Origin of the sequence: Nocardia takedensis NBRC 100417, from assembly GCF_000308695.1 — a bacterium.
In the GTDB taxonomy this organism is placed as follows: Bacteria; Actinomycetota; Actinomycetes; order Mycobacteriales; family Mycobacteriaceae; genus Nocardia; species Nocardia takedensis.
In genome coordinates, this window is the sequence record NZ_BAGG01000040.1 from 55,750 (window position 1) to 69,887 (window position 14,138).

Below are 14,138 nucleotides of genomic sequence, written 5' to 3' on the forward strand. Positions count from 1 at the left end.
CCCGACAGACCGCCCGGTCTGTTATAGCGGGCGACCCGCGCGCTACCGCTCGCCTGCCGAACCGGGCCGGGAGCGTGAGGATCTAGGCTGGCTGCATGTCGATCACCGTGCAGGCATCCGATGCCAGCGGACTCAGCACCGAACAGGTCGAGCAACGTCGCCGCGACGGACTGACCAACGACGTGCCCGACCGGGCCAGTCGATCGGTGCGCGACATCGTCCGGGCCAACGTCTTCACCCGGATCAACGCGATCCTCGGCGTGCTGTTCATCCTGGTGCTGGCCACCGGATCGATCATCGACGGCATGTTCGGCCTGCTCATCGTCGCCAACAGCGCGGTCGGCATCATCCAGGAGATCCGCGCCAAGCGCACCCTCGACCAACTCGCGATCGTCAGCCAGGCCCGGCCCACCGTGCGCCGCGACGGCCGCTCGATCCAGGTCGCGCCGCGCGAGGTGGTGCTCGACGACCTGATCGAACTCGGGCCCGGCGACCAGATCGTGGTCGACGGCGTCACCGAGGAGTCCGCGCTGCTCGAGGTCGACGAGTCACTGCTCACCGGCGAAGCCGACCCGGTCGACAAATCCGTGGGCACCCAGGTCATGTCCGGCAGTTACGTCGTCTCCGGGTCGGGGGCCTACCGCGCCACCAAGGTCGGCCGTGACGCCTACGCCGCGCGCCTGGCCGAGGAGGCCAGCAAGTTCACGCTGGTCAAATCCGAACTGCGCAGCGGTATCGACACCATCCTCAAGGTCATCACCTACCTGCTCATTCCGGCGGGGGCGCTGAGTATCTACAACCAGTTGGTCTCCAGCGGGGAGAGTTGGCGGCCCGCCGTGACCGGCATGGTCGCCGCGCTGGTGCCGATGGTGCCCGAGGGCCTGGTGCTGATGACCTCGGTCGCCTTCGCGGTCGGGGTCGTCCGCCTCGGTCGCCGCCAGTGCCTGGTGCAGGAACTGCCCGCGATCGAGGGCCTGGCCCGCGTCGACGTGGTCTGCGCGGACAAGACGGGCACGCTCACCGAGAACGGGATGCGCCTGTCGGAGATCAGGACCCTCGACGGCTTCGAGGACGCCGCGGTGCGGACCGCCGCCGCCGCGCTGGCCGCCGACGACCCGCGGCCCAACGCCAGCGTGCAGGCCATCGGCGAAGGGCTCGGCGCGGGGCCGGGGTGGTCGAGCACGGCCGTCGCGCCGTTCTCCTCGGCGAAGAAGTGGAGCGGCATCTCCTACGGCGACCACGGCGACTGGCTGCTGGGCGCGCCGGACGTGCTGCTCGACCCCGAATCCGAAAATGCCCGCCTGGCCGAGGAACTCGGGTCATCGGGACTGCGCGTCCTGCTGCTCGCGCGCGGCGACCGCCCGGTGGACGCGCCCGGCGCGCCCGGGGTCGTCGAACCGGCCGCGCTGATCGTGCTGGAGCAGAAGGTCCGTCCCGACGCGGGCGAGACCCTGGACTACTTCGCCGCCCAGAACGTCGCGATCAAGGTGATCTCCGGCGACAACGCCGTCTCGGTCGGCGCGGTCGCCTCCTCGCTGCGCCTCACGGGCGGCGAGCACGCGGTGGACGCGCGCGAATTGCCCGAGGACCGCGACGAACTCGCCGACGTCCTGGACCGCGAGACCACCTTCGGGCGGGTGCGTCCCGACCAGAAGCGCGCGATGGTGGCGGCGTTGCAGTCACGCGGCCACACCGTCGCGATGACCGGCGACGGCGTCAACGACGTGCTCGCGCTCAAGGACGCCGACATCGGCGTGGCGATGGGGTCGGGCAGTCCGGCGACCCGCGCGGTGGCGCAGATCGTGTTGCTGGACAACAAGTTCGCCACCCTGCCCTACGTGGTGGGCGAGGGACGGCGGGTGATCGGCAACATCGAGCGCGTGTCGAACCTGTTCCTCACCAAGACCGTCTACTCGGTGCTGCTGGCCTTCCTCGTCGGCCTGGCGGGAGTCGGGTCGCAGATCTTCGACTACGAACCGATCGGCTACCCGTTCCTGCCCCGGCACGTCACCATCGCGGCCTGGTTCACCATCGGCATCCCGGCGTTCATCCTGTCGCTCGCGCCGAACAACGAGCGGGCGCGCAGCGGATTCGTCGGGCGCGTCATGCGATTGGCGATCCCCTCGGGCGTGGTGATCGGCGTGGCGACCTTCATCGCCTACCTGATCGCCTACCAGGGGCCCGAGGCCACCGAAACGCAGAAGGTGCAGGCGGGCACCACCGCGCTGATCACGTTGATCATGATCGCGGTCTGGGTGCTGGCCATCGTCGCGCGTCCTTACGTGTGGTGGAAGGTGGTGTTGATCGGCGCGTCCGTGCTGGCCTACCTGATCCTGTTCACGGTGCCGTTCACCCGCGAGTTCTTCCTGCTCGACCCGTCCAACGTGCGATTGACCACCGCGGCGTTCCTCTGCGGCGGCGTCGGCATCGTGCTGGTCGAGGCGGCGTGGTGGGTGAGCGCGGCGCTGCGCGGCGAGGAGCACAAGCTCATCCCGGCCTCGCCGGGCGGCGGGGCCTGACCGCGCGGCGCGAGCAACTGGTCACCCGACCCGCCGCGCCGCGAAAACGTTTGTGCGGAGCGGTCATTCACCGTGGGAGTACCTTCTGATGTCATGGAGGTACTGCTGCACCAGATCGACGCGTTCGCCGACGCCCCCTTCTCGGGCAACCCGGCGGCGGTCATGCCGCTGCCCGGGTGGCTGCCCGACGACCTGCTGCGCGACCTCGCGGAGGAGAACAACCTCGCCGAGACCGCCTTCTACACCGCGCTGCTGCCCCCGGAAGCGGGCGCGGCCCCCGACGGACGGCCCGTCTTCCACCTGCGCTGGTTCACCCCCGTCGCCGAAGTGGACATGTGCGGACACGCCACCCTCGCCTCGGCCGCGCAGATCCTCGAGGACGTGTATCCGGGCCTCGACTCGGTCGGCTTCTACACCCGCAGCGGTTGGCTGCTCGTCGACCGCACCGACGACGACGAATACGTGCTCGACCTGCCCGCCGTCGCCTCGGTCGAGGTCGACCCCGCGCCCGCGCTGATCGCCGCGCTCGGCGTGGACCCGGTGCGCGCCTGGTCCGGGGCCGACGAGGTGATCGTGGTCGGCTCCGAGGCCCAGGTGCGCGAGGCCCGTCCGCTGCTCGGCGCGTTTCCGCCCCTGTCGCGCGGCGCGATCCTCACCGCGCCGGGCGACGAAGTCGACTTCGTGTCCAGGTTCTTCGCGCCCGGCCTCGGCGTCCCCGAGGACCCGGTAACGGGTTCCGCGCACGCCCAACTGGTACCGCTGTGGGCGCGCGAACTCGGTCGCGCGGACCTGCTGGCGCGGCAGTTGTCGCGGCGCGGCGGCACCCTGCGCTGTGCGCTGGCGGGGGATCGGGTGCTGCTCACCGGGCGGTGCCGCCGCTACCTCGACGGCGTGGTCACCTTGCCCGACGCGGGCTGAGTCACCTTGCCCGACGCGGGCTGAGTCACCTTGCCCGACGCGGGCTGAGTCACCTTGCCCGACGCGGGCTGAGTCACCTTGCCCGACGCGGGCTGAGTCACCTTGCCCGACGCGGGCTGAGTCACCTTGCCCGACGCGGGCTGAGTCACCTTGCCCGACGCGGGCTGAGTCACCTTGCCCGACGCGGGCTGAGTCACCTTGCCCGACGCGGGCTGAGTCACCTTGCCCGACGCGGGCTGAGTCACCTTGCCCGACGCGGGCTGAATCACCTTGCCCGACGCGGGCTGAATCACCCTGCCCGACGCGGGCTGAGTGGCCTCAGGCGGGCAGGCCGCGCGACGCGATGCGGTCCGCGCCGTGGTAGAAGTACCGGCCCAGGCCCACGGTGAACACCAGGATCCCGTACACCGCGTGCTCGACCGAGGCGGTGAACAGCGACCGTGTGCGCAGGTAGCGGGCGGCGAAGATCCAGCCGCCGACTCCGCTGGCGGCCACCGAGAACCAACTGCCGAAGATGATGTGCACGTAGGCGAAGGCGGCCGCGCTGGCCGCGACCATGCCGCGGCCCGCGCCGAAGACCGGCGCGTAGCGGTGGAACAGGAACGACCGGAACACCAGTTCCTGCGGGTACACGCTCAGCAGCGGATAGAACACCATGACCGCGCCCCACAGCAGCGGACTCCGGCGCGGCAGGTCGAACAGGTCCTCGCGGCGCGTCACCGCGACCGCGGCGGTCAGCGCCAGGGCGCTCGCCCCCGCGCCCGCCGCCATCGACCTGCCCTGCGCGGGAAGCGCGTCGCTGCGCCACAGCGCCGCCCGGTCGAAATCGGCCGACCGGCGCAGGTACACCGTCGCCCCGGTCGCCAGCACCAGCAGCGCCGGAATCGGCGAACGGCCGCGCGCCACCGCCCGGTAGAGCGTGGTACCGCCGAAGAACAGCGCGGCGTACTCGGCCGCCAGGTACACCCGGCGCAGCGGTCGGACCTTCATGCGGCCAGCCTAGCCGCGCCCGCCGCCCGCGCGTCCTCGCGCGCGCCCGCGAGATCACAAGTTCATTTGTGGCACAACCGGTTCCGCATCTCGTAACCTGGAGGCAAGGTACGGGCGGGAGTGGGAACCGATGAAGCGTCTGCTGATTGTCCTCTGCACGATCATCGTCATCGTGTCCACCTGGGACTACGCCCACTCGGACGGCTACGACGGTTTCATCGTGCTCGCCTGCGTCATCGGCGGGTTCTTCCTGCTGCGCGCCGCCATCGGCTGACCGCGGTGGCGAGTCGGTCGCGCGCGGAACGAGTTCCGAGCGGGGAGCGCCTCGGGCCGAGCACTACCGCCACATGCTTCCGGACCGTGTCGGTTTCAGGCTGTGGGGCGCGCGGGCGTTCCGTTCTCGAGGGGAGCGGCACGGCCGCACGGTTTCGGGCCGCACGGTTTCGGGCTGTGGCGGCGCGCGGTCGATCAGCTCGAGGGGAGCGGCATAGCCCGCACGGTTTCGGGCCGTGTCGGTACGCGGGCGTTCCGGCTCGGGGGAGCGGGTTTCAGGAGTCGGGGACCGGGCCGGTGTCGGGGCCGGGGAGGGCTCGGTCGGTCTGGGCGGGCAGCAGCGGATTTATTCCGAAACCGCCCGATACCGCGTCGGCGGGCAGCGCCTGCACCGCGCGCACCCCGGGCAGGGCCGCGAGCGCGTTCAATCGGGGTAGGTCCGCGCGGACCACGAGGCCGACGAGGCAGGCGCAGTGCGCCCGCAGGCGCGCGGCCGAGACCGTCAGGACGCGGCGGTACCGCTGGTCGACGGTGTGCTCGAGTTGTCCGGTGAGTTGTCCGGCGGCGGCGTCGGCCGAGGCGACGGCCACCGCGTCGCCTTCGGGCAGCGGCACCGCGACCAACGGGGTCGCGACATCGGGGATCGGCACCCGGTACAGCGCCTGCCCGATCCGCGTGCCCGCGCCGACGACGGGGATCTGCTCGGGCCGCGCTTCGGTCGTGAACGACACCAGTGCCCAGCGCGGGTCGGTGTCCGTGCCGCGCAACGATTCCCGCGCGCCGTCGAGATAGTCCGCCACCGGTTCCCCGGTCTCCGGCCCGAGCCGATCGGTCGAGATCCCCGACGGCCGTTCCGGATTCAGCGCCCCGAACGCGAACGCCAGCGCCACCGCGCCCACGATCGCGAGCACGGTGAGCAGGCCGCGACGACGGGGTCGGTGCTGTTCCTCGGCGATCGCCGCCGCGCGCACGGCTGCCCGCTCGGCAGCCTGCCTCGAGGGCGTCCCCTGCTCGGTCGGACCCCGACGTGACTCCGCGTCGGGGCCCGACAGCGCGTCGGCCGGTCCCGGAGGCGTCCCCGATCCGGCCACGCTGCGGCCCGCTTCCCGTCCGGCCGGCTCGGGGGCCGCCGGGGTCGTCGTGTCCCGATTCGGCTCCGCCTCCCCGCCGGGAAGCTCAGGCATCGCGCAGGACGGCCAGGGCGTGGGTGAGATCGTCGGGGTAGTCGCTGGTGATCTCGAGCCAGCGGCCGTCGGCCGGATGGTGGAAGCCGAGCGAACGAGCGTGCAGCCATTGGCGTTCCAGGCCGAGTCGTTCGGCCAGGCGCGGGTCGGCGCCGTAGGTGAGATCGCCGCAGCAGGGGTGCCGGATCGCCGAGAAGTGCACCCGGATCTGGTGGGTGCGGCCGGTTTCCAGGTGGATGTCGAGCAGGCTCGCGGCCTGGAACGCCTCGACGGTGTCGTAGTGGGTGACGCTGGGCCTGCCGTCGGCGGTGACCGCGAACTTCCAGTCGTTGCCGCGCGCGCGGCCGATGGGCGCGTCGATGGTGCCGCTGCTGGGATCGGGATGACCCTGCACCAGCGCGTGGTAGCGCTTGTCCACGGTGCGCTGTTTGAAGGCCCGCTTGAGCACGGTGTAGGCGTGTTCGGACTGCGCGACAACCATGACCCCGGAGGTGCCGACGTCGAGGCGGTGCACGATGCCCTGACGTTCGTGCGCGCCGGAGGTGGAGATGCGGTAGCCGGCCGCGGCCAGACCGCCCACCACCGTGGGCCCCGACCAGCCGACCCCGGTGTGCGCGGCGACGCCGACCGGTTTGTCCACCGCGACGATGTCGTCGTCGGCGTAGAGGATGCGCATACCCTCCACGGGCAGCGCCTCCACCGTCAGCTCGCGGGCGGGTTCGGGGAATTCGACCTCGAGCCACGCACCGGCGACCAGCCGATCGGATTTGCCCGCGGGCGCGCCGTCGAGGTGCACCGACCCCTCGGTGGCCAGTTGCGCGACCGCGGTGCGCGAGAGCCCGAGCAGTCGCGACAGGCCCGCGTCCACGCGCATGCCGTCGAGCCCGTCGGGGACGGGCATGGTCCTGGTCTCCCTCACGCGGCGTTCCCCCGCCCGGTGCGCTCGTCGTCCGCGCCGGTCGCGTCCTCGGTGGGTTTCGCGAGATCCGGCTTCGCCGCCGGTTGATCGATCTCGATCTCCTCCTCGCGACCCAACCGGGTGCCGTCGGGCTCGAATCCGAAGACCGTCAACACCACCAGCAGGATCGCGCCGCACACGATGGCCGAGTCGGCGACGTTGAACACCGGCCACCATCCGACGGCCACGAAGTCCACGACGTGGCCCTGCAACGGGCCGGGCGAGCGGAAGATCCGGTCGGTCAAGTTGCCGAGCGCACCGCCGAGCACCATGCCCAGGCCGATGGCCCACCACAGCGAGCGCAGCGTGCTGCCGATCCGGATGACGCCGATCACCACGGCCGCGGCGACCAGGGTCAGCAGCCAGGTCATGCCGGTGGCCATCGAGAACGCCGCGCCCGGGTTGCGCACCAGGCTCAACCGCACGAGGTCGCCGATGATCTCCACCGGGTCGCCCGGGGTCAGGTTGGCCACGGCGATGGTCTTGGTGAGCAGGTCCAGTCCGTAGAGCACGACGGCCACCAGCAGCAGGATCTTCAGGCGTAGCGGTGGTCGGGTCGCCGTCGGTTCCCCGGCCGCCGCGCCGTCGGGCGCCGCGCTGTCGGCGGTCGCCGCGGGATTCTCGGGGCTTTCTTCGGTCGGCCGGTCGTCACTCACGCCGATCATCATCTCTCGAGGGCGAAAGCGCCGGTACCGCGACTCCGGGTGTGGCGTGTCGGGCCCTCGGCGCGGCGTGGTGACCGGTATGTCCCAGCCTGCACTCAGGAAGCGGTCGTACGCTGTGCCGTGTGACGGTGTTGTCTTCCCCCCACGTACCTCGCTTCGCGCGTTCGGGCGCGATGCTGGTGATGCTCGCCCTAGGGCTCTCGGCGTTCGGCGTCGGCTGCGGCGACGACGCCGACACGGCGGTCGCCGTGGACGGGACCGAGCCGCTGGGGATCGGCAAGGAAGTGACGGTGCCGATCTCGGTCGCGGCCGCGACAGTGGTGTCGCCGGGTTCGGAGCCCAGGGCGCTGCTGCGGCCCCGCTATCCCGAGGGCACCCGCCAGCAGGTGACGCTCAAGACCGATCACCGGATCGAACAGCAGATCAACGATCAACCGGCGCGGGACTTCTCGACGCCCGCGCTGACGATCCCGATGACGGCGCAGGCGGGCATCGACGGCGTCGACCTGACCCTCGGCAAGGTCACCACCCCCGATCCGTCGTTGAACAAGGCGCTCACCGCGGCGGGCGGATCGCACGCGGGCTTCGATTTCAGCGACGACGGCGCGATCACCGCCATGCGCATCGCCCCGTCGCCCGACACCTCCAACGACGCGCGCGCGGCGCTGGAACAGGCGTTCTACCAAGCGGTCTACCGTTCGATCATGTTCCCCGACGAGCCGATCGGCGAGGGCGCGGTCTGGACGGTGCACCAAGAGGTCGACGGCGGGGTCACCCTGGATCAGGTCACCACCGCCACGCTCACCGGCGTCGACGGCGACCGACTGACCATCGACCTGCACGTCACGCAGTCGCCCAAGGCCTCGGTGTGGACCTTGCCCAACGGCGCGGGCACCCTCGACATCGAGGACTACACGATGGAGGGCACCGGCACGATCACCGTCGATCTCGGTCTGCCGCTGCCGGTGTCGGGCGCGATCACGGTCGGCGGGCATCAGGCCTACCGCGATCCGCGCAGCGCGAGCAATCTCCAGCAGACGATCACGACGCAGGTCACGTGGACCGAGTGAGGCGCGGCGGGGTGGCGTTGGCCGCCGTCGGCACGGTCCTGCTGGCCGGGTGCGGGTCCGACGCGAGCACCGAGGAGGACACCTCGCTGCCCGCTCTCGGACCGGTGGTGCCCGCGGCCGCGGCGGCGGGCCCGCCGATCACCGAATCCCAGCGACTCGCCGCGCTGCTGCTCGACGAACAGGACCTGCCCGCGGGGATGGAGGCCGCGCCCCGTTCGGACGCGGAGTCCACGACCACGGTCGGGGCGGCGAGCACCGATCCGGCGGCCTGCGCCGAGGTGTTGCAACCGTTGGCCCGCCAACGTCCCGACGCGCTGACCAGAAGCGCCGTCGGATTCAACGGCCCGAATTTCTCCAGTGTCGATATCGACGCCGCGACCTATCCGTCGGAGAAACTGTCCGCCGCGTTCGCGGAATTCCAGCAGACGTTGCGCGGATGCACCCGCTATTCCGGGACCGACGCGGACGCCACGGTCATCGAGTACCGGCTGGGCGGGTTGGCCCAACCGGCGGCGGGCGATGCCTCCACGGCCTATCAACTGCGTCTGACCAGCGAAGGGTTGACTCTGGTCGCCCTGGTCGGGCTGGTCCAGGTCGGCAATACGCTGGCCCAGATCTCGGTGACCGCCCCGGAGTCGGTGGACCCGGGCGTGCTGTCGGACCTGACAGCCGCGCAGGTGCGCCGGCTGTCGGGAACCTGATGTAGGCGACCCGGGGGCTCGATCGGTCGAATTCTCGCGATCGGGCGGATTCCGGGAATAGGCTCGGTATCGGCCGTACCCGACAATCTCCCGATCGGAGGTCTCCGATGTCCGATGTCGACCCGATTCCCGAGGGCTACCCGGCGGTGTCGCCGGGATTGGCGGTCGACGGCGCCGCCGCCGCCATCGATTTCTACAAATCCGTGTTCGGCGCCACCGAACGGATGCGCATGCCACGCCCGGACGGCAAAATCGCGCACTGCGAACTGCTGGTGGGCGGTTCGGTCATCATGCTCGGCGACCCGGATCCGGAGATGGAGTTCCTGGATCCCAAGACCATCGGCGGGACCCCGGTCAGCCTGCACATCTACGTCCCCGACGCCGATGCCGCCTACGAGGCGGCGCTCACCGCGGGCGCTCGCGAGGTGACGCCGATGGCCCACCAGTTCTACGGCGACCGCAGCGGCGCGTTCGTCGATCCGTGGGGGCATCGCTGGACGGTGGCCACCCATGTCGAGGACGTGCCGCCGGACGAGATGGACCGGCGGATGGCGACCTTGTTCGGCGACGCCTGAGCGCTCACCCGCCGTGTCCGCGGCGGGCCGTGGCCTCGAAGACGACCAAGGCGACGAGCACCGCCGCGAGCACCGCGACCGCGGAGCGGCCCTCGGTGTGGCCGTACTGCACCGCCGCGGCGAGGATCGCCAGGACGGCGAGGTAGGCGAGGACGCGTTTACCGGTCTTGGACACGGCGGCCTCAGGGGAGCGGACGGTCGGTCGGCAGGTTGACGAAACTGGGCGCGGCCGGGTCGAGCAGCAGGTGTTGGGGCCGCAACTCGCTCGCGTCCAGCATCGGCCGGAAGGCCAGCGCTTTGGGGACGTTGGCGGCGAACACGTCGACGCGCAGTCGATGGCCGGGGCGCAGCACCGCCTGGGTCGGGATGACCGCGATGTCCAGGGCGACGGGTTCGCCGGGCCGCACCGGACTGTGCGAGGCCAGCGTGATCGGGTTGACCGGCGCGGTGAGATCGCCGTTGGCCGAGCGGGTGCTGCGCGTCTCGTCGATCGCGCGCAGCGAGGCGGTGAGCTGTCCGGTGCTGAGCACCGTGGACGTGCCGTCCGGGGCGACGTCGTTGATCGTGACGTTCCAGTAGCCGTCGGTGGCGTCGTGCACGGTGTTGAGGTGGACGTTGATCGGGCCGGACACGACGGTCGCCTCGGTGATCGGCGCGCTGGTGAAGGTCAGTGCGCCGGTCTCGGCGATGCGCGAATCCTTGGCGCAGACGTCGAGGAACGACAGCAGACCGGCCGATCCCTGCGCGGCGTCGCGCGAGCACAGCGTGGTCAGACCCGGTGCGACGGTGAGTTTCTCGGTGACGGGGGAAGGGTTCGCGGTCAGCGACCCGTCGTGCACGCTGTGCTCGGTGCTGCCGCTGGGTTCGGGCGCGAGGTGGACGCGGCGGTGGGTGGTCCCGGGCTGCGGGAAGCTCGGCAACGTCGCCCAGTCGCCGCCTTGTTCGTGGACGACGACCGGACCGAACTCGTCCACGCCGTTGTCGATGCCCTTGAGCCAGTAGTCCAGCCACACCCGTTGCAGCACGTCGAGTCGCGGCGGCGCGCCCGCGAGTCCGGTGCCCGCGCCGGGATTGGCGTGGTAGGTGTCGCCGACCAGCAGTTTCTTCATGGCGAAACCGGCGGGCGCGCGGGGAGCGCCGACGACCGCGGGGGCGGGCGCTTCGGAGGCGACCGGGGCCGCGACCTCGGAGACCAGCGGTGGGCGACTGGTCGGCGGCGCGACGGGTGCGGGTGCGGCCTGTTCGGTGGGGGCCGCGGTCGGCGTGCCCGCCCCCTGCGTGCCCGCGCCTTCGGATGCGCCGGTTCCGGTGCCCGCCGGGGCCGGGGCGGGTGCGGGTGGCGGCGGCGCGGTGGTGCCCGCGGGCAGCGGCAGCGCGTTGTAGAGGGTGGTGGCGCTGTTGGCGAAGATGTCGTGCCAGCCGCCGTAGACGAAGGTCGGGACGGTGACCCGCTCGGGCCTGCCGAGGATGCCCTGTCGGAAGGCGCTGGTCTCGTCCAGCGCCGCGGTCAAGGTGTCGGGCATGCCGTCCAGACTCGTCGTGGTCAGCGACTGGACCAGCAGATCCACGTTCGTCATCGGATCGGACAGCCGTTCGTTCAACCACTTCCAGTCGAATTCGCCGCGCAGCATCGAGGCCATGTCCGGGATCAACTTCGCCTGGTTGACCGAATTCAGCCACAGCGGAAGGAAGGTCAGGCCCACCCCGCCGCCGGGCGCGACCACGTCGCGCATCAGGTCGCTGCCGGGTTCCACCGGGAAGATCGCCTTGAGCGGCGCGGGCGCGTCCTCGGCGGCGCGCAACTGGTTGATGCCCGCGTAGGACCCGCCGCTCATGCCGACCGCCCCGTTGGACCAGGGCTGCTCGGCCGCCCAGCCGATGACCTCGCGGGTGTCGAGTTGTTCGCGCGCGCCGAGGGTGTCCCAGGCCCCCTGGGAGAATCCGGTGCCGCGCACGTCCACCATCACCAGGTTGTAGCCGCTGCGGATCAGTTGGCGGTCCACACCCAGCATGGTCTGCACGGTGCCGCTGTCCAGGGCGCGCACCAGATCGCCGAAACCGCTGATCGGCGTGCCGGACAGGTTCAACCCGCGCGCGAAGTCGAGGGCGAGTCGTTGCAGGCCCGGCAGCGCCAGCGCCGAATCGATCAAGTTGGCCGACAGTTTCGTGTACGGCGTCATCGTGACGATCGTCGGGAGTCGTTCGGCGGGCGGCGCGCCCGCCTGGTCGACCGGGCGGTACACGTTGGCCTTGAGGATCGTTCCGTCGCTCATCGTGATCGGCACGTCGGATTCGATGCGCACCTCGGCGAACGGTTGCGGCCCGTCGTGCAGGGCGGTCCACTCCCGGGCCGAGGCGACCGCGAGATCCGGGTCCTCGGTTCTCGACGCGCTCACCGCCAGTCCCGCGGCGACGATCACCGCCGCCGCGACCACCGACGCCACACGGAACACCTTGCCCGAACCTCGCTTCGGCACCACCCGAGCTCCTCCGACTCGCCAACCCCGGTCCCTGGTCACCAGCGACCATAGCAATCGGCTACCGGGAAGCGTGGGATCAGCGCCGGAAGGTGCCCAGCCCGTCCTCGTCGTAGTACTCGAGGGTCAGGGCGTCGCCGTCGAAGGACGCCTGCGAGATCGTGCCGGGCGGGGCGTTCTCGTTCTCCAACGTGAAGGTGAAAACATCGCCGTTCCAGTGTTTCAGCGGCAGGCGCAGACCCGCCGGACCCAGCGTGAGGGTCAGCGCGCCGTCGGATTCGGTGACGGTCGCGGGCCCCCAGTAGTCGTTGGCGTAACTGCCGACATAGTCGACGGCCGGGCGCGCCGGAGCGGGATCGGCGGGCGGGCTGACGCCGACCAATGCCCCCTCGGGCTGATCCATCTCCGCGAACGCCTCGCGGTACAGGCCGCGCCAGTCCTCGCGGACCTCGCCGTACTGGAGGATGTCGGCGAATTCCGCGGTCAAGGTCTCCGGCACGCCGATCGGCGAGGCGTTGGTCAGCGCGACGATCGCCACGTCGGCGGACGGGATCACCAGGAACGAGGTCGCCGCGCCGAGTTCGAACGCGCCCGAATGACTCAGCGTGGTCCGCCCCGCCGAGGTCGTGGAGACGTTGAAGCCGTGGCCGTAGAACCCCGCGCGCGCCGACGGATTCGCGGGCGGCGAGGAGACCGCCTGCGGGGACAGCGCGGGCAACAGCGCTTTCGCCGGCGCGATGACGGTGTCACCCATCGTCCCTTCGCCCAGCACCATCGTCAGCCAGCGGGCCATGTCGTTCACCGAGGAACTGGCCCCGCCCGCGGGCGACTGGGCCTCGGGATCGCGCACCGCCTTCGCCACCCAACCTCCGTCGACCGACATGTGGCCGACCGCCCGGTCGGGGCGCTGCTGGTAGTCGGCGAACCGGGAACTGGTGGAGGTCATGCCCAGCGGGCCGTACAGGGTGTCCTGCGACAACTGCTCCCAGTCGACGCCCGCGTCCACGGCCACCGCCTCCGCGCCCGCGGTCAGTCCGTAATTGGTGTAGGCGTAGCTGATCCGGAACGGGTCGAGCGGTTCCAGGCGCAGTCGCGAGAGGATCTGCGTGCGGTTGTAGCCCAGATCCTCCAAACGGTCGCCCGCGTGATCGGGCAGTCCGCTGCGGTGCGAGAACAGATCGCCGACGGTGACCTGCGCGGTCACGGCCGGATCGTCGAGGGCGAACCACGGCAGGGCCGAGACCACGGGGGTGTCCCAGCCGATCGCGCCGGTCCCGACCTGGTGCGCGACCACCGAGGCGGCCAGTGATTTGGAGACCGAGGCCAGTTGGAAGACGGTGTCGCCGTCCACCCGGCCCTCGCGGCCCGCCTCGCGCACGCCGAAACCCTTGCTGTAGACGGTCTTCCCGCCGTGCACCACCGCGACCGCCATTCCGGGTATGCCGGATTCGCGCATCAGCGATTCGGCCAAGCCGTCCAGTTCACCGACAGCGACCTCCACGGCCCGCTCCGGCAGCGCGACTCCCGACACCTGGTTGGGTGGTACCGCGGCGGCCGACGTCCCCGGCGGGCTCGACGGTCTGGCCTCATTGGAATCCGAATAGGTGCAGCTCGACGTGCAGAACAGGGTGATCGCGGCGACCGGAAGAACGGCCGCGCGCAGGCAGCGGGCACGGCGCGTCATGGGGCAACGGTAATCCGCCGCACCCGGCGTGGCCGGTACTTCTGCGTCCGAACCACCGGGACAGCAATGGTTCCGTTACCTGATGGGTGGACCCGGCACCCCTCATCGCGGCCGGGTCCACCCG

At 71.1% G+C, this 14,138-nt stretch carries 14 protein-coding genes; 6 read left to right on the forward strand and 8 right to left on the reverse strand.

Annotation, left to right across the window (positions count from 1 at the left end; genetic code table 11):
* Positions 1–95 precede the first annotated feature (95 nt).
* Both ON30_RS09600 and ON30_RS09605 read left to right on the forward strand, forming a co-directional pair.
* The gene (locus tag ON30_RS09600; protein ID WP_040705891.1) at positions 96–2,519 is read left to right on the forward strand and encodes an HAD-IC family P-type ATPase; all 2,424 of its coding nucleotides are present in this window, start codon (positions 96–98) and stop codon (positions 2,517–2,519) included.
* Positions 2,520–2,612: 93 nt separating this feature from the next.
* The gene (locus ON30_RS09605) at positions 2,613–3,437 is read left to right on the forward strand and encodes a PhzF family phenazine biosynthesis protein (protein WP_040705892.1); all 825 of its coding nucleotides are present in this window, start codon (positions 2,613–2,615) and stop codon (positions 3,435–3,437) included.
* On the opposite strand, the gene ON30_RS37260 is transcribed toward ON30_RS09605, so the two are convergent.
* Positions 3,398–3,730, reverse strand: a complete 333-nt coding sequence (locus ON30_RS37260; protein WP_083911269.1) for a hypothetical protein — start codon at positions 3,728–3,730, stop codon at positions 3,398–3,400. The genes ON30_RS09605 and ON30_RS37260 overlap by 40 nt on opposite strands.
* Before the next feature lie 25 nt (positions 3,731–3,755).
* Positions 3,756–4,427 carry a CPBP family intramembrane glutamic endopeptidase gene (locus tag ON30_RS09610; protein ID WP_040705893.1) on the reverse strand — a complete coding sequence of 224 codons (672 nt, stop codon included), beginning with the start codon at positions 4,425–4,427 and terminating at the stop codon, positions 3,756–3,758.
* 130 nt (positions 4,428–4,557) lie between these two features.
* On the opposite strand from ON30_RS09610, the gene ON30_RS38960 reads away from it, so the two are divergent.
* Positions 4,558–4,701: a hypothetical protein gene (locus tag ON30_RS38960; protein WP_157183674.1), complete on the forward strand. Its 144-nt coding sequence runs from the start codon at positions 4,558–4,560 to the stop codon at positions 4,699–4,701.
* Between the two features lie 274 nt (positions 4,702–4,975).
* On the opposite strand, the gene ON30_RS09615 is transcribed toward ON30_RS38960, so the two are convergent.
* From ON30_RS09615 to lspA, 3 genes are read right to left on the reverse strand one after another with little or no spacing between them, the layout of a single operon-like run.
* Positions 4,976–5,884, reverse strand: a complete 909-nt coding sequence (locus ON30_RS09615; RefSeq protein ID WP_157183675.1) for a hypothetical protein — start codon at positions 5,882–5,884, stop codon at positions 4,976–4,978.
* A complete protein-coding gene (locus ON30_RS09620; protein ID WP_083911271.1) occupies positions 5,877–6,785 on the reverse strand; it encodes an RluA family pseudouridine synthase in 909 nt (302 codons plus the stop codon). The genes ON30_RS09615 and ON30_RS09620 overlap by 8 nt, the downstream gene beginning before the upstream one ends.
* A 14-nt stretch (positions 6,786–6,799) precedes the next feature.
* Positions 6,800–7,507, reverse strand: a complete 708-nt coding sequence (gene lspA / locus ON30_RS09625) for a signal peptidase II (protein ID WP_373282529.1) — start codon at positions 7,505–7,507, stop codon at positions 6,800–6,802.
* A gap of 173 nt (positions 7,508–7,680) precedes the next feature.
* Here lspA and ON30_RS09630 point away from each other — a divergent pair, with 173 nt between their 5' ends.
* From ON30_RS09630 to ON30_RS09640, 3 genes are all read left to right on the forward strand, one after another.
* The gene (locus ON30_RS09630; protein ID WP_083911272.1) at positions 7,681–8,577 is read left to right on the forward strand and encodes a hypothetical protein; all 897 of its coding nucleotides are present in this window, start codon (positions 7,681–7,683) and stop codon (positions 8,575–8,577) included.
* The gene (locus ON30_RS09635) at positions 8,565–9,278 is read left to right on the forward strand and encodes a sensor domain-containing protein (RefSeq protein WP_040705895.1); all 714 of its coding nucleotides are present in this window, start codon (positions 8,565–8,567) and stop codon (positions 9,276–9,278) included. Before ON30_RS09630 ends, ON30_RS09635 begins: the two co-directional genes overlap by 13 nt.
* Positions 9,279–9,385: 107 nt before the next feature.
* The gene (locus ON30_RS09640; RefSeq protein WP_040705896.1) at positions 9,386–9,853 is read left to right on the forward strand and encodes a VOC family protein; all 468 of its coding nucleotides are present in this window, start codon (positions 9,386–9,388) and stop codon (positions 9,851–9,853) included.
* A gap of 4 nt (positions 9,854–9,857) precedes the next feature.
* Here ON30_RS09640 and ON30_RS38965 read toward each other — a convergent pair whose 3' ends face one another.
* From ON30_RS38965 to ON30_RS09655, 3 genes are all read right to left on the reverse strand, one after another.
* On the reverse strand, positions 9,858–10,028 hold the full coding sequence (locus ON30_RS38965; protein ID WP_157183676.1) for a hypothetical protein: 171 nt from the start codon (positions 10,026–10,028) through the stop codon (positions 9,858–9,860).
* 7 nt (positions 10,029–10,035) lie between these two features.
* Positions 10,036–12,333, reverse strand: coding sequence for a CocE/NonD family hydrolase (locus ON30_RS40945; protein ID WP_245553987.1), 2,298 nt, complete (start codon positions 12,331–12,333; stop codon positions 10,036–10,038).
* A 76-nt stretch (positions 12,334–12,409) separates the two neighbouring features.
* Positions 12,410–14,014: a serine hydrolase gene (locus tag ON30_RS09655; protein WP_040705898.1), complete on the reverse strand. Its 1,605-nt coding sequence runs from the start codon at positions 14,012–14,014 to the stop codon at positions 12,410–12,412.
* Between the last annotated feature and the right edge of the window lie 124 nt (positions 14,015–14,138).

Bases quoted from the DNA above. Each gene is read 5' to 3' on its own strand.
- ON30_RS09630 (WP_083911272.1), top strand. From the start codon at position 7,681: ATGCTGGTGATGCTCGCCCTAGGGCTCTCGGCGTTCGGCGTCGGCTGC.
- ON30_RS09655 (WP_040705898.1), bottom strand. From the start codon at position 14,014: ATGACGCGCCGTGCCCGCTGCCTGCGCGCGGCCGTTCTTCCGGTCGCC.
- ON30_RS09600 (WP_040705891.1), top strand. From the start codon at position 96: ATGTCGATCACCGTGCAGGCATCCGATGCCAGCGGACTCAGCACCGAA.
- lspA (WP_373282529.1), bottom strand. From the start codon at position 7,507: ATGATCGGCGTGAGTGACGACCGGCCGACCGAAGAAAGCCCCGAGAAT.
- ON30_RS38960 (WP_157183674.1), top strand. From the start codon at position 4,558: ATGAAGCGTCTGCTGATTGTCCTCTGCACGATCATCGTCATCGTGTCC.
- ON30_RS09615 (WP_157183675.1), bottom strand. From the start codon at position 5,884: ATGCCTGAGCTTCCCGGCGGGGAGGCGGAGCCGAATCGGGACACGACG.
- ON30_RS09605 (WP_040705892.1), top strand. From the start codon at position 2,613: ATGGAGGTACTGCTGCACCAGATCGACGCGTTCGCCGACGCCCCCTTC.
- ON30_RS09620 (WP_083911271.1), bottom strand. From the start codon at position 6,785: ATGCCCGTCCCCGACGGGCTCGACGGCATGCGCGTGGACGCGGGCCTG.
- ON30_RS09610 (WP_040705893.1), bottom strand. From the start codon at position 4,427: ATGAAGGTCCGACCGCTGCGCCGGGTGTACCTGGCGGCCGAGTACGCC.
- ON30_RS09640 (WP_040705896.1), top strand. From the start codon at position 9,386: ATGTCCGATGTCGACCCGATTCCCGAGGGCTACCCGGCGGTGTCGCCG.